The following is a 19,875-nucleotide window of genomic DNA, read 5'->3' as shown; positions in this document are numbered from 1 at the left end:
AACGGCCCCTCCCCTTCTTACGTCATCGCCGCAGGCCGAGGCGCTCGATCAGCGCACGGTAGCGGTTGATGTCCTTCTTCTGGACGTAGTTCAGCAGTCGGCGGCGGCGACCCACCAGCAGCAGCAGACCACGACGGCTGTGGTGGTCGTGCTTGTGCACCTTGAGGTGCTCGGTGAGGTCGGCGATCCGCTTGGTGAGCATCGCGACCTGGACCTCGGGGGAACCGGTGTCACCCTCGGTGTTCGCGTACTCGGTCATGATCTTGGTCTTGGTGTCCTGGTCGAGCGCCATGATCTCCGGTTTCTGTGGTGACGAGAAAGGCGGTTGCTCGCCCCCGCGGCGTCGGGCAGGCAGGCGAGACCGGCGTCGGTCAGACCGACGGCTGCGCCAACCCTACCTCATCGCCGGAGAAGGGCCCGGGTTCGGTCGACGTCCTCGCGGATCTGGGCGATCAGCGGGTCGATCGCCGCGTACGTGCGCTGCTCGCGCAGCTGGGTCACGAAGTCGAGCCGGACGCGCTCGCCGTACAGGTCGCCGTCGAAGTCCAGCACGTACGCCTCGACCCGGCGCTCGCGGCCGCTGAAGGTGGGGTTCGTGCCGACGGACACGGCCGCCATCATCGGCGGGTGGGCGCCGCCGCGCACGAACCAGGCGGCGTAGACGCCGTCGGCCGGGACCGCCGCGTACCGGTGCACCATCAGGTTCGCCGTCGGGTAGCCCAGCTCGCGGCCGCGCTGGTCGCCGCGCACGATCACGCCCGCCAGCCCGTGCGGGCGGCCCAGCGCGGCGGCCGCGGCGGTGACGTCGCCGGCGTCGACCAGCGCGCGGATGTACGTGGACGAGAACACCGTGCCGCCCTCGCTGACCAGCGGCGCCGACTCGACCACGAAGCCGAAGCTGCGGCCCAGGCGCTCCAGCAGCGCCGTGTCGCCCGCCGCCCGGTGGCCGAAGCGGAAGTTCTCCCCCACCACGACGGCGGCGGCGTGCAGGCGCTCCACGAGGATGTCGTGCACGAACGCCTCGGCGGGCAGCCGGGAGAAGTCCGGGGTGAACGGGATGACGCACAGCGCGTCGACGTCCAGCGCCTCGACCAGCTCCGCCTTGCGGGCCGGCTCGGTCAGCACGGCCGGGTGCGAGCCGGGCCGCACCACCTCGGCCGGGTGCGGGTCGAACGTCACGACGACCGAGTGCAGGCCGCGGTCGCGGGCCAGCTTCACCGTGTGGCCGATGGTCGCCTGGTGGCCGCGGTGCACCCCGTCGAAGACCCCGATGGTCACCACCGACCGGCCCCAGCCACCCGGGACCACCTCGTACCCCCGCCAGCGTTCCATGCGCCCCACCCTATGCCGGGGCCAGGACGATCTCGGCGCGGGCGCGGCCGCCCCGCTCGCTGACGATCGCCAGCAGGTCGCCCGCCGGCCCGTAGACCGCGTACGGCCCGGCGATGCCGGCCGGGCTCAGCGGGCCGCCGTGCGACAGGGTGACCGCCTCCTCCGCGGTGGCGTCCCGGCCGGGGAACGCCCGGCGGGCCGCCCCGGCCAGGTCGAGGGTCACCACGTCGGGGGCGCGCTCCTCCAACTGCTCCAGGGTGGCCGCCTCGGCGAGGGTGTAGCCGCCGACGGCGGTGCGGCGCAGTGCGGTGAGGTGCCCGCCGACGCCGAGGCCGGCCCCGAGGTCGCGGGCGATGGCCCGGATGTAGGTGCCGGACGAGCAGGTGACGTCGACGTCCACCTCGACGTGCCCGCCGCGGCGGATCGCCAGGACGTCCAGGGTGGAGACGGTGACCCGGCGGGCGGTCAGCTCGACGGCCTCGCCCTCGCGCACCCGCTTGTACGCCCGCTGGCCGTTCACCTTGATGGCGCTGACCGCGCTGGGCACCTGGTCGATCTCGCCGGTCTGGGCGGCCAGCCCGGCGGCGATCGCGGCGTCGGTGACCCCGGACGCGTCGGCCGTGGCGGTCACCTCGCCCTCGGCGTCGTCGGTGAGGGTGGACTGGCCCAGCCGGATCGTGGCGCGGTAGCTCTTGGTCGCGCCGATCACGTAGGTGAGCAGCCGGGTCGCCCGGTTCACGCCGATGATCAGCACCCCGGTGGCCATCGGGTCGAGCGTGCCGCCGTGCCCCACCCGCCGGGTCTTCGCGAGCCGCCGCACGCGCGCGACCACGTCGTGCGACGTCATGCCGCCGGGCTTGTCCACCACGATGAGTCCGTCCACGACGGTCAGCCTTGCAGACTCACCGCTCGGCCCCCACGACCACCCAGCGCCCGCTGCGCCACCGGGCGAGCAGGGTCGCCAGGCGCAGCCCGATGAACGCGGCCAGCCCGGCCCACACCCCGCCGAGGCCCAGGTCGAAGGCGTACGCGATCCAGATGAGCGGCAGGAACCCGCCGAGCGCCGCGGCCAGCGTGGCGGTGCGCAGGTAGCGGACGTCGCCGGCGCCGAGGAACACGCCGTCGAGGGCGTAGACCACCCCGGCGAACGGCAGCAGCGCCACGAACCACGGCCACACGACGGCCGCCTCGGCGTGCACGGCGGCGTCCGGGGTGAACCACCCGGGGATCCACGGCGCCCCGGCGCCCACCACTGCCGCGAAGCCGAGGCCGCCCACCGCCCCGGCCAGGGTGATCCGGCGGGCGACCGCCCGGGCGCCGTCCGGGTCGTGCCCGCCCAGCGCGGCGCCGACGAGCGACTGCGCGGCGATCGCCACCGCGTCGAGGGTCAGCGCCGCGAAGAACCACAGCTGCAGGGCGATCTGGTGGGCGCCGACCGCGGCCACGCCGAACCGGGCGGCGACGGCGGTGGCGGACAGGAAGCACGCCTGGAACGCGACGCCGCGCAGCAGCAGGTCGCGGCCGAGGACGAGCTGGCGGCCCATCACGGGCAGGTGCGGCCGCAGGGGAACGCCCGCGCGCAGCAGCGCCGCCGCGAACAGCCCGCCGGACAGCGTCTGGGCGATGACGTTGGCGATCGCGGAGCCCTCCAGCCCGAGGCCGGCCGGGTAGACGAGCACCGGGCACATGACGGCGGACAGCACGTTCGCGCCGAGCACGTAGATCAGCGGGCGGCGGGTGTCCTGCACGCCGCGCATCCAGCCGTTGCCGGCGGCGGCGAGCATGAGGCCGGGGGCGCCGAGCGCGGCGATCCGCAGCCAGCCGGCGGCGGCGTCAGCGACCTGGGCGTCGTCGGCGAGGCCGCGGGCGACGGGGCCGGCGAGGAACTGGGCGGCGACGGCGAACAGCACGCCCGCGGAGCCGGCGAGCCAGCTGGCCTGGACGCCCTCGGCGACCGCAGCGGTGCGGTCGCCCGCGCCGTACCGCCGGGCGGACCGGCCGGTCGTGCCGTACGCGAGCACGGTGCCGAGCCAGACGGCGAACGACATGATCGTGCCGCCGACGGCGACCGCGGCGAGCGGGACGCGGCCGAGGTGCCCGACGACCGCGGTGTCGACGAGGACGTAGAGCGGCTCGGCGGCCAGCACCACGAGGGCCGGCAGCGCGAGCGCGGTGATCCGGCGCGCGCTCGGCGGGGCGGTGCGCGGCGGGGAGGTGCCGGGGGTCGCCGTGCTCATGGGCGCATCGTCGCACGCCCGATGTAAGGCATGCAATGCGCGTCAGTGCTTACCCACCGGTGGCGGCCGGCGGGCGGCGGGCCTACTGCCGGGTGTCGAGCGAGACCTGCAGGGCGCGGCGGGCCTGCTCACGCTCGCGGCGAGCCTGCTCGCGGGCGGCGGAGTTGTCGTGCTTGGTCTTGGCGGGCGCCAGGGGAGCCATGACGGGTCCTTCCAGGGGAACGGGTGCGGTGACGAGCGGCGCGCGGGCCTGTGCGATCGGCCGACCCGGGGTCGCCGGAGTCGTGGGCCGAGGGCCGCGCCCGGGTCGGTGGACCCTGGAGGCTCTCAGGACGGCCGGTGCCGGGTGGCACCCGAACCATCGTTCACTCAAACTATCGTTCAGGTTTCCGGGCCGCTGAGTGCTTCCCGCCCATCGGGACAACGCGTCACCCGCACGGGCGGAGACGGCAGAGGCCGGTGCCACCTGGCACCGGCCTCTGCCCCTCTGAGTGGGTCTAGAGCTGCGCGCGGATCGCCGCCATCACCTCGTCGGCCGTGCCGTGCCCCGTGAAGCCCGCCGCCAGCCGGTGCCCGCCGCCGCCCAGCGCGCCCGCCACCCGGCTCACGTCGGCGCCGCCCTTGCTGCGCATCGACACGTTCCACGAGCCGTCCGCGGCCTCCTTCAGCACGCAGGCCACGTCCGCCTCGGCGGTGGCACGCACCGGGTCGATCAGGGCGTCCAGCACGTGCGGGCGCTGGCCGTGCGCCGCCAGGTCGGCCAGCAGCGCGTACGTCCAGACCAGGCCGCCGCCGCCCGCCGCCTCCGGCTCCAGGCGCGCCCGGGACAGCACGTCGGCGAACAGCCGCACCGCCCCGAACGGGCGCGAGTCGAACACCCGGCGCGACACGTCCGCCGGGCGGACCCCGGCGCGCAGGAGCCGCGCCGCCATCTCGTGCACCGCCGGGGTGGTCAGATCGAACCGGAACGAGCCCGTGTCCGTCACCAGCGCCACGTACAGGCACTCGGCGATCTCCGGGTCCAGCGGCACGCCCAGCCGGGCCAGCAGCTCCTCCACCAGCACCGAGGTGGCCGCCGCGTCCGGGTCGACCAGGCTCACCGTGCCGAAGCCCGGGTTGGAGGCGTGGTGGTCGAGCACCACCGAGGCGCGGGCCGTGGCGAACCGGCCCGCCAGCGCGCCCAGCCGCGACGGGCTCGCCGCGTCCAGCGTCACCAGCAGGTCCGGGTCGGGCCACGCCTCGTCCTCGGGCACCACCGCGTCGAGGCCGGGCAGCCACGCCAGCGAGCCCGGCACCTCCAGCGGTCCCGGGAACGACGCCTGCACCCCGGTGGCGCCCAGCCGGCGCAGGCCGGCCGCCAGGGCCAGCATGCTGCCGAGGGCGTCGCCGTCGGGGTTGACGTGGCAGGCCAGCAGGACGCGGCCGGCCGGGGCGTGCGTGCGGACCGCCTCGACGGCGGCGGACCAGGCGGCCGCGGACGGGCCGCGCGGCCCGACCGCGGAGGCGGGCGGCGGCGCCTGCGCCAGCGCCGGCCCGTCCGTCACCGCGATTCCTCGCCGGCGGTCACCCGCTCCTCGGCGTCGGCGAGGTCGTCGCCGTCGTCACCGTCGTCGCCGTCCTCGCGGTACGGGTGCGCGTCCCCCGCGTACTGCTTGCCGGCGGCGAGGCGCTGCACCTCCTCGTCGCGCGCCCGGGCGGCGGCCAGCAGCTCGGTCATGTGCTTCGCCTGGTCCTGCACGTCGTCCAGGACGAACGCCAGGCTCGGCGAGTGGCGCAGGCCGAGGGCCTTGCCGACCGTGCTGCGCAGCATGCCCTTCGCGCTCTCCAGCGCCGCGGCCGTGCCCGTCTGGGCCGCCGCGTCGCCGAGCACCGTGTAGAAGACCGTCGCCTCGCGCAGATCGGCCGTGATGCGGGCGTCGGTGATCGTCACCATGCCGAGTCGCGGGTCCTTGATCTGGGTGCGCACCACCGAAGCCACCAGCTCCCGCACGCGCTCGGCGTGCTTGCGTACCCGGGCCGGATCGCTCATGTCAGCCACCTCCGCTGCTCGATCTGCAACATCTGAACCCTACCCGTGGGCAGGTGACCCCATACGCATGCGTCGTCAGTCGTCGTCGCCGTGCAGCCGGCGCCGCACCGACAGCAGCTCCAGCTCGGGGCGGCCCGCGACGAGCCGCTCGCAGGCGTCGACGACCTCGCCGGCGTGGCCGGCCTCCGCCGACACCACGGCCACCCCGATCAGGGCGCGGCCGTGCAGGTCCTGCTCGCCCACCTCGGCGGCGGACACCTCGAAGCGGCGCAGCGCAGCGACCACCGGGCGGACGTAGGAACGCTTGGCCTTCAGCGACCGCGAGTCGCCCGGCAGGAGCACGTCGAAGACGGCGGTGGCGGTGTACACGACCCGGAAGGCTACGGAATCAGGCCGGTTTACGCGCCACCAATACGTCGCGCTCGACGGTCTGGTCGACCCGGTGCAGGAAGCCCGTCACGTCGTCGGCGACCGTCAGGCCAGATTCCTCCACCAGCTCGGCCACCTCGTCGCGCGGCGACACCCGGGTGTTGAAGGACAGGCCCATCGCCCCGCCCGGGCGCAGCAGCCGCTCCCACTCCGGCAGCGCCGCCGCCAGCAGCTGGGCCGGGCGGCGGGACACGCCGCGCTCGCCGCCGTGGCTGCCGTGCGCCACCCCGTACGGCAGGTCGGTCACGATCACGTCGACGCACGCCGGGCGCAGCACCGCCTGCGCGTCGAGGGTGTCGGCGTGCAGCACGACCAGCTTCTGGGTGACGCCGGACCGGTGGTCGTCCTTCGACGCGGCCACCACCACCTCCATGCGCCGCGCCACCGTGCGCTTGTCGCGACGCACCGGGTGGAAGTCGGTGGTGTGCTTCAGCCGCTTGCGCTTCAGGTACGTCTTCAGGAACGACAGGTAGATCTCGACGTCCTTGCCGTCGATCTCGATGCCCAGCCCGTCGTGGCCGTACATCAGCGCCTGGTTCAGGGTGGTGCCCCGCCCGCACAGCGGGTCGCCGACCACCACGCCGCCGTCGAGGAACCGCCCGGCGCTGTCGCTGGCGAGCAGCGTCACGTTCAGCAGCAGCCGGGTGAACTGCTCGTTCGTCTTGCCGGCGTACTTCGGGATGGTGATGAGGTCGGTGTCGTAGCGGGCCAGCGGGGTCAGCTCGACCGGGCGCAGCAGGTCGTCGTCCGTCACCTCGAACAGCGCGTACGCCGCCGACAGGTTCGACAGCAGCGCGACGTCGCGGGCCGGCAGCCGCCCGGGCGCCTCGAAGACCAGATAGTCCACGCCCGCCACCGTCGTCTCGGCGACCTCGTCGAGCGGCGTCGCCAGCGCGCCGGCGAACACGGCGAGCTCGGCCCGCGCCAGCGCGGGCGCCTGGGCGGCGTAGACGTGGTTGGCCGACGGGGCGAGCAGCAGTGCGTACCTCATCCGGACATCCTGCCCGGCACGCGAAACGGCCCGGGACCGAGGTCCCGGGCCGTCGTCGCCGTGCGTGTGTTACGAGCGGGGCTTCTCGCGCATCTCGAACGTCTCGATGACGTCACCGATCTGCGGAGTGCCGAAGCCGCCGAAGGTCAGACCACACTCGAAGCCCTCGCGGACCTCGGTCGCGTCGTCCTTGAACCGCTTGAGCGACGTGATCGAGACGTTCTCGGCCACCACGGTGCCGTCGCGCAGGATGCGCGCCTTGGCGTTGCGGCGGATGAGACCCGACCGGACCAGACAACCCGCGATGAGACCGATCTTCGACGAGCGGAACACCTCGCGGATCTCCGCCGTGCCGAGCTCGACCTCCTCGTACTCGGGCTTGAGCAGGCCCTTGAGCGCCGCCTCGATCTCCTCGATGGCCTGGTAGATCACGCTGTAGTAGCGGATCTCCACGCCGGCGCGGTCGGCCATCTCCTTGACCTTGTTCGAAGCCCGGACGTTGAAGCCGATGATCGTGGCGATCGAGTCCGAGGACGCGCTCGCCAGGTTGACGTCGCTCTCGGTGATCGCACCGACGCCGCGGTGGATGACCTTGAGCTGCACCTCGTCCGGGATCTCGATCTTGAACAGCGCGTCTTCCAGCGCCTCGACCGAACCGGAGCCGTCGCCCTTGAGCACCAGGGTGAGCGACGTCTTCTCGCCCTCCTTGAGCTGCTCCATGAGCGTCTCGAGCGTGGCCTTGCTGCCCGAGTTGGCGAAGCTGGCCGCCCGGCGGCGGGCCTGCCGCAGCTCGGCGATCTGCCGCACCGTGCGGTCGTCCTCCGCGGCGAGGAACGTGTCGCCCGCGCTCGGGACCGAGGTCAGACCCAGGACCAGGACCGGACGGGCCGGACCCGCCTCGGGCACCTGGTTGCCGTGCTCGTCGAGCATGGCGCGGACGCGGCCGTGCGCGCCGCCCGCCACGATCGAGTCGCCGGCCCGCAGCGTGCCCTTCTGCACCAGGACGGTCGCGACGGCGCCGCGGCCCTTGTCCAGGTGGGCCTCGACCGCGACACCCTGCGCCGGCCCGTCGACCGGAGCGGTGAGCTCCAGCGACGCGTCGGCCGTGAGCAGCACGGCCTCGAGCAGCTCGTCGATGCCGAGACCCGGCTTGGCGGCCACGTTGACGAACATCGTGTCGCCGCCGTACTCCTCGGCGAGCAGGCCGTAGTCGGTCAGCTGCTGGCGGACCTTGTCCGGGTTGGCGTCCGGCTTGTCCACCTTGTTGACCGCGACCACGATCGGCACCTCGGCCGCCTTGGCGTGGTTGAGCGCCTCGACCGTCTGCGGCATGACGCCGTCGTCGGCCGCGACCACGAGGATCACGATGTCCGTCACCTGGGCGCCGCGGGCACGCATGGCGGTGAACGCCTCGTGTCCCGGGGTGTCGATGAAGGTGATCGCGCGCTCTTCGCCCTGGTGCGGGACCACGACCTGGTAGGCGCCGATGTGCTGGGTGATGCCACCCGCCTCGCCGGCGACCACGTTGGTCTTGCGGATCGCGTCCAGCAGCTTCGTCTTACCGTGGTCGACGTGACCCATGACGGTCACGACCGGCGGCCGGGTGACCAGGCGGTCCTCGTCGATCTCGGCGTCGAGGTCGATGTTGAACTGCGCGAGCAGCTCGCGGTCCTCGTCCTCGGGGCTGACGATCTTGACGTCGAAGCCCAGGTGCTCACCCAGCAGCAGCAGGGTGTCGTCCGAGCACGACTGCGTCGCCGTGACCATCTCGCCCAGGCCGAACATCTCCTGGACGAGCGAGCCCGGGTTCGCGTTGATCTTGTCGGCGAAGTCCGAGAGGGACGCGCCACGCGACAGCCGGATCTCCTGACCCTGACCGCGCGGGGCGCCCGAGCTCATCTGCGGCGCCGACAGGTTGTCGAACTCCTGACGCCGCTGCTTCTTGGACTTGCGGCCGCGCGTCGGCCGGCCACCCGGACGCCCGAAGGCACCCGCGGCGCCGCCGCCACGACCACGACCGCCGCCACCCGGGCGACCGGGAGCGCCGCCACCGGGCGCGCCGCCACCGGGGCGGAAACCGCCACCGGCGCCCGCGCCCGCGCCGCCGCCGCCACCGGGGCCGCCGCGGTAACCGCCGCCGCCACCGCCGCCACCGGGACCGCCGCGGAAGCCGCCACCGGCGCCGCCGCCGCCACCGGGACCGCCGCGGAAACCACCGCCGCCGCCACCGGGGCCGCCACGGCCACCGCCGGGACCACCCGGGCGGCCCGCGCCGCCGGGACCGGCCGGACGGGCCTGCCGGTTGGGCATGGACGCCGGGCTCGGCCGCGGCGGCATCGACGCCGGGCTGGGCCGCGGCGGCATGCCGGGCTGGTTGGGCCGGGGCATGCCCGCGGGCGACGGCCGGGGACCGGCCGCCTGACCGCCCTGCGAGATGCCGAACGGGTTGTTGCCGGCGCCGCGCGCCGGCGGGCGCTGACCGCCCGCGGGACCGGGGCGGCCGGGAGCGCCGGGCGCACCCGGGGCGCCGGGACGACCCGGAGCGCCGGTCGGGGTGCCCGGACGCGGCGGCACCGCGTTCGGGCCCGGACGCGGGCCCGGACGGCCGTCGGCCGGGGGCTCACGCCGCGGGGCCTCCGCCGGGCGGGCGGCCTGCGCCGCACGCGCGGCCTTGACCGCGGCCTCCTGGTCGGCCTTGAGCTGCGAGGCGCGCGCCTCGGCGGCCGCCACCTCGATGTCGTGAGCACTCGCCGGCTTCGTCACCGGGGCCGGCGGGGCCGGCGGTCCGGGGACGGGAGCCTTCGGTCCGGGCCGGGCGGCCGACGGGCCGGGCGCCGGGGCGGCCGGGGACGTCGGGGCCGCCGGACGGCGGGGCGGACCCGGGCGCGCCGCGGTGCGGGCGTCCGGGGCGGCCGGGGCCGCGGGAGCCGCCGCGGGGGCGGACCCGCCGGCGGCCATGCCGGCACGCAGCCGCCGGGCCACGGGGGCCTCGACGGTGCTCGAAGCGGATTTGACGAACTCGCCCATTTCCTTCAGGGTCGCGAGAACGGTCTTGCTGTCGACCCCGAGCTCTTTTGCAAGCTCGTGTACGCGGGCCTTGCCTGCCACTGCACTCCTCACTTTTGAGGTCGTGCGGGCAGCACCCGCAGCGACCTCACTCGTGCACTTGAAGCCTGGTCATTTCAGGGACTTCATCGTGTGCTCATGTCGGTCGTCCTACCTTGCTGATCAGGTGGGGCTCCCACGCCCCACCATCGGTGGCGCCGCGCGGCGGTCTAGACCGCGCGGACGTGCTCGGCGAGCGGACCGGTGTCCGGGACACCGGTGAGGCGCAGCGCGCGCCCGAAGGCTCGACGCCGCTCCGCCTGCGCGAAGCAAGCCGGACCGGGATGCAGGTGTGCTCCCCGACCCGGCAGTCTGCGGCCCGGATCGGGGCGGAGCTCGAGGCCCACCGCGACGAACCGCAGCAACTCAGATGCCGGCGCGCGCTCGCGGCAACCGATGCAGGTGCGCACCGGCGCAACGCTCGACACGCGTCGTACCAATGGAAAGTCTACTCCTCGCCGCGCCGGAGCGCTCCGCCCGGTCAGTTCCCGCCCTCGGGGGCGGGCCGGCCGCCGGCGGGAGCCTGCTCGGTGTCGGGACGGATGTCGATGCGCCAGCCGGTGAGCCGGGCCGCCAGGCGGGCGTTCTGCCCCTCCCGGCCGATCGCCAGCGACAGCTGGAAGTCGGGCACCGTGACCCGGGCCGTGCGGGTGCTCGCGTCGACCACCTCGACCCGCAGCGCCTTCGCCGGCGACAGTGCGTTGCCGACGAACTGGGCCGGGTCGTCCGACCAGTCGATGATGTCGATCTTCTCGCCGTGCAGCTCGCTCATGACCGCCCGGACGCGCTGGCCCATCGGGCCGATGCAGGCGCCCTTGGCGTTCACGCCGGGCGCCGTCGAGCGGACCGCGATCTTCGTGCGGTGCCCGGCCTCCCGGGCGATCGCGGCGATCTCGACCGTGCCGTCGGCGATCTCCGGCACCTCCAGGGCGAACAACCGCTTCACCAGCGCCGGGTGCGAACGCGACAGCGTGATCTGCGGGCCGCGCATGCCCTTGACCACGTGCACGACGACGCAGCGCAGGCGCATGCCGTGGTCGTAGGTCTCCCCCGGCACCTGCTCCGACTGCGGCAGCATCGCCTCGAGCTTGCCGAGGTCGACGGTGACGATGCCCTTCTCCGAGCGGGCCTCGTGCGCCTGCACCACGCCGGTGACCAGGTCGCCGTCGCGGCCCGCGTACTCGCCGAAGTGCACCTCGTCGGTGGCCTCGCGCAGCCGCTGCAGGATGACCTGCTTGGCGGTCATCGCCGCGATGCGGCCGAAGTCGTGCGGGGTGTCGTCGTACTCGCGCACGACCGTGTGGTCCTCGTCCAGCTCCTGGGCGTAGACCAGGGCGGCGCCGGTCTTGCGGTCGATCTCCACCCGGGCGTGGCTCTGCGCGCCCTCGGTGTGCCGGTAGGCGGTCAGCAGCGCGGTCTCGATCGCCGCGAGGATGGTGTCGAACGGGATCTCCCGCTCGCGCTCAAGGGCGCGCAGCGCCGCGAGGTCGATGTTCACCTCTCCTCGTCCTCCAGATCCTCGTCGTCGTCGACGTCGTCATCCATGTCGTCATCGTCTTCGTCGTCGTGCTCGTCGTCACCGGCGTCGCCGAGGTCGGCCTCGTCGACGCGGTTGAACTCGATCTGCACGCGGCCCGGCCCGAGGTCGGCCCACGCCGCCTCGACCGTCGTGCCGCCGGCGTCGAGCACCACGCCGTCGTCGTCCGCGGACACCACCCGGGCGGTCAGGGCCTTGCCGGCCACCGTCACGGCGACCAGGCGGCCCACGTTGCGCCGCCACTGCCGGGGCAGCCGCAGCGGGCGGTCCACGCCCGGCGAGCCGACCTCCAGCTGGTACTCGCCGACCAGGATCTCGCCGCCGGACTCCTCGGCCGCGTCGAGGGCGGCCGACACCTGCCGGGACACCACCGCGACCGCGTCGAGGTCGATGCCGCCGTCGGCGTCCACGAGCACGCGCACGACGTGCCGGCGCCCGGCCCGGGAGACGGTCAGCTCCTCCAGGTCGTAGCCCGCGGCCTCGACGACCGGCTCCACCACCCGGCGGACCCGCTCCGGGTCGACCCGCGGCGGGGGCGGGGCGCTCGGCCGCTGACCGGCGGGGCGCCGCGGCGCCGCCTTCCCTGCACGACCACGCTGCGTCATCAGGCCACCCTCCCGTCCTCGTCCGGCCGACCGAGCGGCCGGGCCCGCGAGGGCTCGGCGACCATGCCAGCACACCGCCGGGCCCGAAACGCCCAGCGGCTGTGCAGAGCGTAACGCGCCGCCGCCGGGGCCCACCGGCCGCCGCACCGATTCCGGCCCCGGGTCCATTGTCAACCCCGCGGCGGCCCGGTGGCAGGCCTGGTGTTGACTTGTCGCCGTGGACGAACGGGTCACCCGGCGGTGGGTGCTGGCCGCCGGCGCGGGCGCCGGACTCGCGCTCGGCGGGTGCGGGCTGTTCGACGACGACCCGGCGCCCCCACCGCCCCCGGACCCGCTGCTGCCGCTGCGCGACGCCGCCCTCGCCCTCGCCGGCACGTACGACCGCGCCGTGGCCGCCCAGCCCGCCCTGCAGGCCCGGCTGGCCCCGATCGCCGCCGCGCACCGCGCGCACGCCGCCGAGCTGGACCGGATCCTCGACCCGCCCGCCCCCGCCCCGTCCGCGTCCGCCGCCGCGTCGGCCGCGCCGGACGCCGTGGGCGCGCCCACCGTCGCCGAGCTGCGCGCCGCCGAGCGGCAGGCGCACAAGGACGCGGCCGCCGCCTGCCGCGCCGCGCCGGCGGACCGCGCCGCGCTGGTCGGCTCCGTCGCCGCCGCCCGCGCCTGCCACGCGGAGGCGCTGCGATGAGCCAGGCCCTGGTCGCCGGGCTCGCCGCCGAGCAGGCCGCCATCTACGCGTACGCCCCCATCGGGGTGCGCCTCACCGGGGCCGAGCGCGCCGAGGCCCGGGCCGCCGAGGCCGCCCACCGGGCCCGGCGCGACACGCTCGTGCTGCGGCTGGAGCAGCTGCGCGTCACCCCGTCGGCCGCGCCGCCCGCGTACGTGCTGCCGTACCCGGTGACCGACCGGGCGGCCGCGCTGAAGCTGGCCGGCGAGATCGAGGACGGCGTCGCCGCGACCTGGCGGGCCGCGCTGCGCGACACCGAGGGCGGCGACCGCGGCACCGCCCTGGCGGCGCTGACCGACGCGGCGGTGCGCGCCACCCGCTGGCGCCGGCTGGCCGGGGTGACCCCGCTGACCGTGCCGTTCCCCGGCCGCCTGGGCTGACCGCCGCACCCCGCGCCGAAACCGTGGCGCAATCGCCGCCTGCGGGGGCCTGACGCGGAGCCCGCCGGGGCCGCAGAATGACGCCGTGCCGCAGCACGACGACGAACACGAACCCGACAATCCCCGCTGGTGGCTGGCACGGCGCGTGGCCGACGTGCTCCGCCACCGGCACTCCGCCGACCTCATCGCCATCGGGCTGCACGGCTCGATGGCCCACGGCGACGACGCCGACGCCAGCGACGTCAACCTGCTCGTGGTCACCTACCGCCGGGGCGCCGGGCCGCGGCCCGTGCAGCGCCGCGTCGACGGCACCATGGTCGACCTGACCGTGGTCAGCGCCGACGACCACCTGCGGCAGGCCCGCACGCTGACGTCGGCGTGGCCGCTGCAGGCCGACAGCTTCGTCACCACCCGGGGCCTGCACGACCCGCAGGAGTGGCTGAAGGCGCTGCGCGACACCCACCTGGGGCGGCTCGCCGAGGCCCGCCCGGCCGAGTTCACCACGCTGGCGCGCGAGGCGTGGTGCCGGGCCGCGGCGGCGCACGAGCGGGCGGTGCGGCTCGCGTCCTGGTACGACACCGACGCCGCCCTGCTGCTGCTCGGCCAGGCCCGGCTGCACGCCGCCGTCGTCGTGGGGCTGCTCAGCCGCACCTACTTCCGCAACGCCGCCGACGCCGTCAAGCGCGCCGGCACCGCCGGTGTCGACATGGCCGAGCTGGGCTCGGTGCTCAAGCAGCAGGCGGAGGAGCTGGCCGCCCGCGGCCGCCCGGTCGACGGCCCGCTCAATTCGCTCTGGGACTAGGCGGCGGTCACGCCGATCGCCGCGCCGACCAGGTAGGTGATGCCGGCCGCCGCCGCGCCCAGCAGCAGCTGGCGCAGGCCGCTGCGCCACCACGGGCGGCCGGTGAAGCGCGCCACCAGCACGCCCGCCCCGAACAGGCCCACGCCGCCGGCGGCCAGCGCCAGCCACAGGTCCGGCCGGCCCAGCAGGTACGGCAGCAGCGGCACGACGGCGCCGAGCGCGAAGCAGACGAACGACGACAGCGCCGCCGTCCACGGGCTCGGGTGCTCGTCCGGCACCACCCCGAGCTCCTCCTGGGCGTGCACCCGCAGGGCCTGCTCCGGGTTGCGCTTGAGCACGTCGGCGACCTGGCGGGCCAGCGACTCGGGCAGGCCGCGGCCGGTCCACGCGGCCACCAGCTCGTCGGCCTCCGCGTCCGGGTGCGCGCGCAGCTCCCCCAGCTCCTTGCGCAGCTCGGCGGCGATCTGCTCGTTCTGCGTCTGCACGCTCGTGTACTCGCCGATGCCCATCGACACCGCGCCCGCCACCAGGCCCGCCACGCCCGTCAGCACGATGGTGTGGGCGGCGGTGCCGGCCCCGCCGACGCCCGCGATGAGGGCGATGTTGGTGACCAGGCCGTCCATGGCGCCGAACGTGGCCGCCCGCAGCCAGCCGCCCGAGACGTCGGCGTGGTGGTGCTCCGCGCGGTCGGCCGTCACGGCAGCGTGAGGATCTCGAACCCGTCGTCGGTGACCACGAGGGTGTGCTCGAACTGCGCCGTCCACCGGCGGTCCTTGGTGACGACCGTCCAGCCGTCGGACCACAGGTCGTAGTCGTGGGTGCCGAGGGTGATCATCGGCTCCACCGTGAACGTCATGCCGGGCTCCATGACGACGTCCAGCCGGGGATTGTCGTAGTGCGGCACGTAGAGGCCGCTGTGGAACGTCTCGCCGATGCCGTGGCCGGTGAAGTCGCGCACGACGCCGTAGCCGAACCGGCGCGCGTACGCCTCGATGACCCGCCCGATCGCGTTGATCTGGCGGCCGGGCGCCACCGCCTTGATGCCGCGCATCATCGCCTCGTGGGTGCGCTCGACGAGCAGCCGCGCCTCCTCGGACACCTCGCCGACGCAGAACGTGGCGTCGGTGTCGCCGTGCACGCCGCCGATGTACGCGGTGACGTCGACGTTGATGATGTCGCCGTCCTCGAGCACGGTGGTGTCCGGGATGCCGTGGCAGATGACCTCGTTGAGCGAGGTGCAGCACGACTTCGGGAAGCCCTTGTAGCCCAGCGTCGACGGGTAGGCGCCGTGGTCGCACAGGAACTCGTGCACGACCCGGTCGATCTCGTCGGTGGTGACGCCCGGCTTGCAGTGCTCGCCGGCGAGCTGGGTGGCCTGGGCCGCCAGCCGCCCGGCGACGCGCATCCTCTCGATCGTCTCGGGGGTCTGCACGTGCGAGCCCCGCCACACCTTCGGCTGCTTCTTGCCCACGTACTCCGGACGGGCGATCTGCGGCGGGACGGCCCGCCACGGGGAGAGCTTGCCCGGGCGGAGCGGCGCGCGAACGGTCATGCGGGCCAGCCTATCGCCGCCCGTCCGGCCGCCCCGTCCCGCGGGAGCCGAAACGTCCGACGTAATCGGGACGTTCGGGCACAACCTCGCGGTTGTTGCCGGGGGACAACCGCTGTGTCATCGTGTCTGGCGTGGATCAAGAGGGCTCCGACGAGCCGGTCTTCGCCGTGTCCGCCGACCTCGACGGCGGGCACGTCACCGTCGTGGTCACCGGCGAGGTCGACATGTCGTCGGCGGCCGACATGTACCGCGCCGCCACGCCCGACGGCGCGGCCCGCGCGTCGGTCGACCTGCGCGCGGTCACGTTCTTCGACTCGGCGGCCATCCACGCCCTGGTCCGGCTCGCCGACCGGTACGGCAGCGCGCTCGACGTGACCCCGTCGCGGTCCGTGCGCCGGGTGCTCGACATCTCCGGCCTGGGCGGTCAGCCCTGGCTCGTCACCGACTGACCGTCAGGCCCCGAGCGGGCGCCGCAGGGTGACGACCGTCCCGGTCTCGCCGCGCTCCACGGTCAGGTCCGCCAGCGCCCCGATCAGCGCCAGGCCGCGCCCGCGGAACCCGGTCGCCGGCTCCGCCCGCCACCGGCCGCTGTCGCGCACGCTGGCCGACACGACCCCGCCGGCGCCGCCCTCGATGCCCACCTCGACGGTGATGGTGTCCTCGGCCGGGTCGACCGGGTGCTCGATGGCGTTGGCGGCCGCCTCGGAGATCGCCACGACCAGGTCGAACGCGTCGTCGTCGGGCACCCCGTGCGCGCCGAGGAACGCCTCCAGGCGGCGGCGCAGCACGATGAGCCGGGCCGGGTCGGCGGGCAGGCGCAGGCTGAACTGGCTCGGCTCGGTGGCCTCCAGGGCGAGCAGCGCGATGTCGTCGCGGCGGTCCCGGCCGGTGGTCGCCGCGAGCAGCTCGTCCAGCAGGTCCTCGACGTGGTCGGTGGGCTTGGCGGCGGCGACGCCCAGCTCGGCGAGGCCGGTGTCGATGTCGCGGTGCCGGTCCTCGACCAGGCCGTCGGTGTAGAGCAGCAGCCGGCTGCCGGGTTCGAGGACGGTCTCGCCGGTCGCGTACGTCGCGTCGGCGAGCGCGCCGATGGGCGGGCCGAGCGCCTGCTCGTAGAGGAACCGGCCGTCCTCCCCCGGGACGGCCAGCACGGGCGACGGGTGCCCGGCGGCGGCGAACCGCAGCCGCGACGTGCGCGGGTCGAAGGCGACGCAGACGACGGTGGCGAACTGGCGCCGGCCCAGGTTGTCGACGAGGCGGTTGAGGCGGGTCAGGGCGGCGCCCGGGTCGAAGCCCTCCAGCAGGTACGCCCGCAGCGCGTTGCGCAGCTGGCCCATCCCGGCGGCGGCGTGCACGCCCTTGCCGACCACGTCGCCGATGACCAGCAGCAGCTCGTCGGCGGGCGTGACGACGGCGTCGTACCAGTCGCCGCCGACCTCGGCCTCGTTGCTGCCGGGCACGTAGCGCCCGGCCACCACGGCGCCCGGCAGCCGCGGCAGGGCGGCCGGCAGCAGGCTGTGCTGCAGCGTGGTGGCGACCCGGTGCTCGGTCTCGTACAACCGGGCGTTCTCCAGGCGCAGGCCGACGAGGCGGGCGAGCTGAGCGAGCAGGGTGCGGTCGGGCTCGCCCTCGGCGCCGGACCAGACGCGCAGCTCGCCGAGCGGGCCGCCGGAGGTGTCGGGCAGCGGCAGCACGGCGACGGGCTCGGCGCGGGGCGGGGCGCCGCCGTCGCGCTCGGCGCGGCCGCCGGGGGCGGTGACGACGACCCGGCCGGCGCCCGTCATGGCCTGGATGTGCTCGGCGGCGACGGCGACCACCTCGGGGATGGTGCGCACGGTGTTGACGGCGGCGGCGGCGTCGACGAGGCCGCGCAGGCGGCGCACCGTCTGGCCGCGCAGCTGGCCCAGCTCCAGACTGGACCGGACGCGGGCCAGCAGGTCCCGGGCGGAGAACGGCTTGACCAGGTAGTCGTCGGCGCCGGCCGCCAGCCCCTCGACGGAGGCCTCCTCGCCGGCCCGGGCGGACAGCATGACGATGGGCAGCTCGCGGGTGCGCTCGTCGGCGCGCAGCGCGCGCACCACCCCGAAGCCGTCGAGCCGCGGCATCATCACGTCGGTGAGCACGAGGTCGTAGCGCTGGCGCAGCGCGGCGGCGACGGCCTGCTGGCCGTCGGCCACGGCGGTCACGTCCCAGAACGGCGAGAGCAGCCGGGTGACGTGGTCGCGCAGGTCGGCGTTGTCGTCGGCGACGAGGATGCGGCCGCGGCGCGGCACGGTGGACCGCTCGGCGGCGGTGGGCGTCAGGTCGCCCGGGCGGGCCTCCTCGACCTGCACGCTGCCGGCGCCCGCGTCGCCCCACCAGTGCGCCTCGCCGGCGTGCAGGCCGGGCTCGACGTCCTCGACGATCGGGGAGCCGCCGTCCACCACCGACTCGGGCGGCAGGTGGACGTGGCCGAACGGGACGGTGACGGTGAACGTGCTGCCGCGGTCGGGTTCGCTCTCGACGCCGACCGTGCCGCCGTGCAGCTCGGTCAGCTCCTTGACCAGCGCCAGCCCGATGCCGGTGCCCTCGTGACTGCGCGACCAGGCACCCTGCACCCGGTGGAAGCGGTCGAACAGCCGCGGCAGCTCGTCGGCGGGGATGCCGACGCCCGTGTCGCGCACGGTGACCACGGCCGCGCCGTCCCCCGCGCGCACCCGCACCTCGATGCCGCCGGCGAGGGTGTGCTTCACCGCGTTCGACAGCAGGTTGAGGACGATCTTCTCCCACATCTCGCGGTCGACGTGCACGGGCGCCGGCAGCGGCGGGCAGTCGACGGTGAGCCGCAGCCCGACCCGCTCGGCGGCGGAGCGGAACGTGCTGGCCAGCCGCGCGGTGTAGTCGGCCAGGTCGGTGGCGCGGAACTCGGCGTGCAGCCGGCCCGACTCGACGCGGGAGAAGTCGAGCACGGTGTTGACGAGCTTGAGCAGGCGCAGCCCGTTGCGGTGCACGGTGGCGAGCCGCTCGCGCTGCGGCTCGGCGAGGCCGGCGTCGGCGAGCGCGTCCTCGACCGGGCCCAGGATGAGCGTGAGCGGGGTGCGGAACTCGTGGCTGACGTTGGAGAAGAAGTTGGTCTTCGCCTGGTTCAGCGCGATGAGCGCGGCGGCCCGCTCCCGCTCGTGCCGGTACGCCCGCAGGTTCGTCACCGCCCGGCTGATCTGCGCGCCGGCGAGGTCGACGAAGTCGCGGTAGGCCTGGTCCTGGGCGAGCAGCCGGCTGACCCCGACGACCACGGCGCCGACGGTGCCGGTGCCGCCGCCGACGGGCAGCACGAGGGCCTCGTCGGCGGACGTGGCGGGCGGCGGCGAGGCGAACAGTGCGGCGGGCGCCCGGCCGGACGCGCCGGTGCGCACCACCTCCTCGACGGCGGCCAGGGCGGGGTCGTCGGCGCGCGGGGCGTCGACGCGGCGCACCGGTCCGCGGTCGCCGTCGTCCAGGTACAGCGCGCAGAACGGCACGTCGGCCGGGTTGGCGGCGAACACCTCGGTGATCCGGCGGGCCAGCTCGTCCTGGTCGCCGGACTCGGCCAGGCGGGAGCCGAGGGCGCTGAGCGTGGCGACGCGGCGCTCGCCGAGCACCCGGTGGGTGGTGTCGCTGACGATGCAGAAGATCCCGCCGACGCTGCCGTCGCCCATCCGCACCGGGTCGTACGAGACGTCGAAGTACGTCTCCTCCAGGAACCCGTGCCGCTCCAGCATGAACGGGTAGTTCGCCGCCCAGAACGCCTCGTTGTGGCGCACCACGCCGTCGAACAGGGGCTGGATGACGCCCCACGCCTCGGTCCACATGTCGGCGCCGGGGCAGCCGAGGAAGTCGGGGTGCTTGACGCCCATCGTGGGGATGTAGGCGTCGTTGTAGAGCGCCGCGTACTCGGGACCCCAGAACAGCACGACCTGCGCGCGCGACGCGAGCATCGTGGCGACGGCGCCGGCCAGTTCGTGCGGCCAGGCCGACGGCGGGCCCAGCGGGCTGGCGGACCAGTCGTGGGCGGCCATCCGGCGGCCCATCTCGCCGCCGTGCGCGAAGGCGGTGCGCAGCCGCGGGGGCAGGTCGTCGCCCGGCGCAGCCCCCATACAGCCCCTCCAGCACCCTCGAACCGGCCGGTCTGCACCGTAA

The 19,875-nt window shown here is 75.1% G+C and carries 18 protein-coding genes and 1 pseudogene; 4 read left to right on the top strand and 15 right to left on the bottom strand.

Annotated elements, in window-relative coordinates:
• Positions 1-22: 22 nt before the first annotated feature.
• The 12 genes and pseudogenes from rpsO to rimP form a co-directional block, all read right to left on the bottom strand.
• Positions 23-292 (bottom strand): 30S ribosomal protein S15, encoded by a 270-nt coding sequence (gene rpsO, locus Sya03_RS04495; RefSeq protein ID WP_203936872.1) that lies wholly within the window; start codon positions 290-292, stop codon positions 23-25.
• Positions 293-399: 107 nt separating this feature from the next.
• Positions 400-1,332 (bottom strand): bifunctional riboflavin kinase/FAD synthetase, encoded by a 933-nt coding sequence (locus Sya03_RS04490; protein ID WP_203936871.1) that lies wholly within the window; start codon positions 1,330-1,332, stop codon positions 400-402.
• Between the two features lie 10 nt (positions 1,333-1,342).
• Positions 1,343-2,224, bottom strand: a complete 882-nt coding sequence (gene truB / locus Sya03_RS04485; RefSeq protein WP_203937039.1) for a tRNA pseudouridine(55) synthase TruB — start codon at positions 2,222-2,224, stop codon at positions 1,343-1,345.
• Between the two features lie 10 nt (positions 2,225-2,234).
• The gene (locus Sya03_RS04480; RefSeq protein WP_203936870.1) at positions 2,235-3,569 is read right to left on the bottom strand and encodes an MATE family efflux transporter; all 1,335 of its coding nucleotides are present in this window, start codon (positions 3,567-3,569) and stop codon (positions 2,235-2,237) included.
• Positions 3,570-4,066: 497 nt separating this feature from the next.
• Positions 4,067-5,095: a DHH family phosphoesterase gene (locus Sya03_RS04475; protein ID WP_203937038.1), complete on the bottom strand. Its 1,029-nt coding sequence runs from the start codon at positions 5,093-5,095 to the stop codon at positions 4,067-4,069.
• Positions 5,096-5,109: 14 nt separating this feature from the next.
• Positions 5,110-5,598 (bottom strand): 30S ribosome-binding factor RbfA, encoded by a 489-nt coding sequence (rbfA, locus tag Sya03_RS04470; protein ID WP_203936869.1) that lies wholly within the window; start codon positions 5,596-5,598, stop codon positions 5,110-5,112.
• A gap of 75 nt (positions 5,599-5,673) precedes the next feature.
• Positions 5,674-5,967, bottom strand: a complete 294-nt coding sequence (locus Sya03_RS04465; protein WP_203936868.1) for a DUF503 domain-containing protein — start codon at positions 5,965-5,967, stop codon at positions 5,674-5,676.
• Positions 5,968-5,986: 19 nt separating this feature from the next.
• Complete coding sequence (locus Sya03_RS04460; protein ID WP_203936867.1) at positions 5,987-7,018, bottom strand: TRM11 family SAM-dependent methyltransferase; 1,032 nt, start codon at positions 7,016-7,018, stop codon at positions 5,987-5,989.
• Positions 7,019-7,087: 69 nt separating this feature from the next.
• Positions 7,088-10,126 (bottom strand): translation initiation factor IF-2, encoded by a 3,039-nt coding sequence (gene infB / locus Sya03_RS04455; protein ID WP_203936866.1) that lies wholly within the window; start codon positions 10,124-10,126, stop codon positions 7,088-7,090.
• 94 nt (positions 10,127-10,220) lie between these two features.
• A pseudogene (locus Sya03_RS04450) lies at positions 10,221-10,563 on the bottom strand (YlxR family protein).
• Positions 10,564-10,604: 41 nt separating this feature from the next.
• Complete coding sequence (gene nusA / locus Sya03_RS04445; RefSeq protein WP_203936864.1) at positions 10,605-11,621, bottom strand: transcription termination factor NusA; 1,017 nt, start codon at positions 11,619-11,621, stop codon at positions 10,605-10,607.
• Positions 11,618-12,265 (bottom strand): ribosome maturation factor RimP, encoded by a 648-nt coding sequence (gene rimP, locus Sya03_RS04440; RefSeq protein WP_203936863.1) that lies wholly within the window; start codon positions 12,263-12,265, stop codon positions 11,618-11,620. The genes nusA and rimP overlap by 4 nt, the downstream gene beginning before the upstream one ends.
• A gap of 217 nt (positions 12,266-12,482) precedes the next feature.
• On the opposite strand from rimP, the gene Sya03_RS04435 reads away from it, so the two are divergent.
• The 3 genes from Sya03_RS04435 (at position 12,483) to Sya03_RS04425 (ending at position 14,171) form a co-directional block, all read left to right on the top strand.
• Entirely contained in the window at positions 12,483-12,950 is a 468-nt protein-coding gene (locus Sya03_RS04435) for a hypothetical protein (RefSeq protein ID WP_239107105.1), read from the top strand.
• A complete protein-coding gene (locus tag Sya03_RS04430) occupies positions 12,947-13,369 on the top strand; it encodes a ferritin-like domain-containing protein (RefSeq protein WP_203936862.1) in 423 nt (140 codons plus the stop codon). The genes Sya03_RS04435 and Sya03_RS04430 overlap by 4 nt, the downstream gene beginning before the upstream one ends.
• A gap of 85 nt (positions 13,370-13,454) precedes the next feature.
• On the top strand, positions 13,455-14,171 hold the full coding sequence (locus tag Sya03_RS04425) for a nucleotidyltransferase domain-containing protein (protein ID WP_203936861.1): 717 nt from the start codon (positions 13,455-13,457) through the stop codon (positions 14,169-14,171).
• Here the strand turns inward: Sya03_RS04425 and Sya03_RS04420 are convergent.
• Both Sya03_RS04420 and map read right to left on the bottom strand, forming a co-directional pair.
• On the bottom strand, positions 14,168-14,869 hold the full coding sequence (locus Sya03_RS04420; RefSeq protein ID WP_275411427.1) for a VIT1/CCC1 transporter family protein: 702 nt from the start codon (positions 14,867-14,869) through the stop codon (positions 14,168-14,170). The genes Sya03_RS04425 and Sya03_RS04420 overlap by 4 nt on opposite strands.
• Positions 14,866-15,723 carry a type I methionyl aminopeptidase gene (gene map / locus Sya03_RS04415; RefSeq protein WP_203936860.1) on the bottom strand — a complete coding sequence of 286 codons (858 nt, stop codon included), beginning with the start codon at positions 15,721-15,723 and terminating at the stop codon, positions 14,866-14,868. The genes Sya03_RS04420 and map overlap by 4 nt, the downstream gene beginning before the upstream one ends.
• Positions 15,724-15,854: 131 nt before the next feature.
• Between map and Sya03_RS04410 the strand changes: the two genes are divergently transcribed.
• Positions 15,855-16,172, top strand: a complete 318-nt coding sequence (locus Sya03_RS04410) for an STAS domain-containing protein (protein ID WP_203936859.1) — start codon at positions 15,855-15,857, stop codon at positions 16,170-16,172.
• A gap of 3 nt (positions 16,173-16,175) precedes the next feature.
• On the opposite strand, the gene Sya03_RS04405 is transcribed toward Sya03_RS04410, so the two are convergent.
• Positions 16,176-19,832, bottom strand: a complete 3,657-nt coding sequence (locus Sya03_RS04405; RefSeq protein WP_239107104.1) for a SpoIIE family protein phosphatase — start codon at positions 19,830-19,832, stop codon at positions 16,176-16,178.
• Positions 19,833-19,875: the final 43 nt, after the last annotated feature.

The organism is Spirilliplanes yamanashiensis (assembly GCF_016863475.1).
GTDB classification, from domain to species: domain Bacteria; phylum Actinomycetota; class Actinomycetes; order Mycobacteriales; family Micromonosporaceae; genus Spirilliplanes; species Spirilliplanes yamanashiensis.
This window is presented reverse-complemented; position numbering and strand designations above follow the sequence as displayed.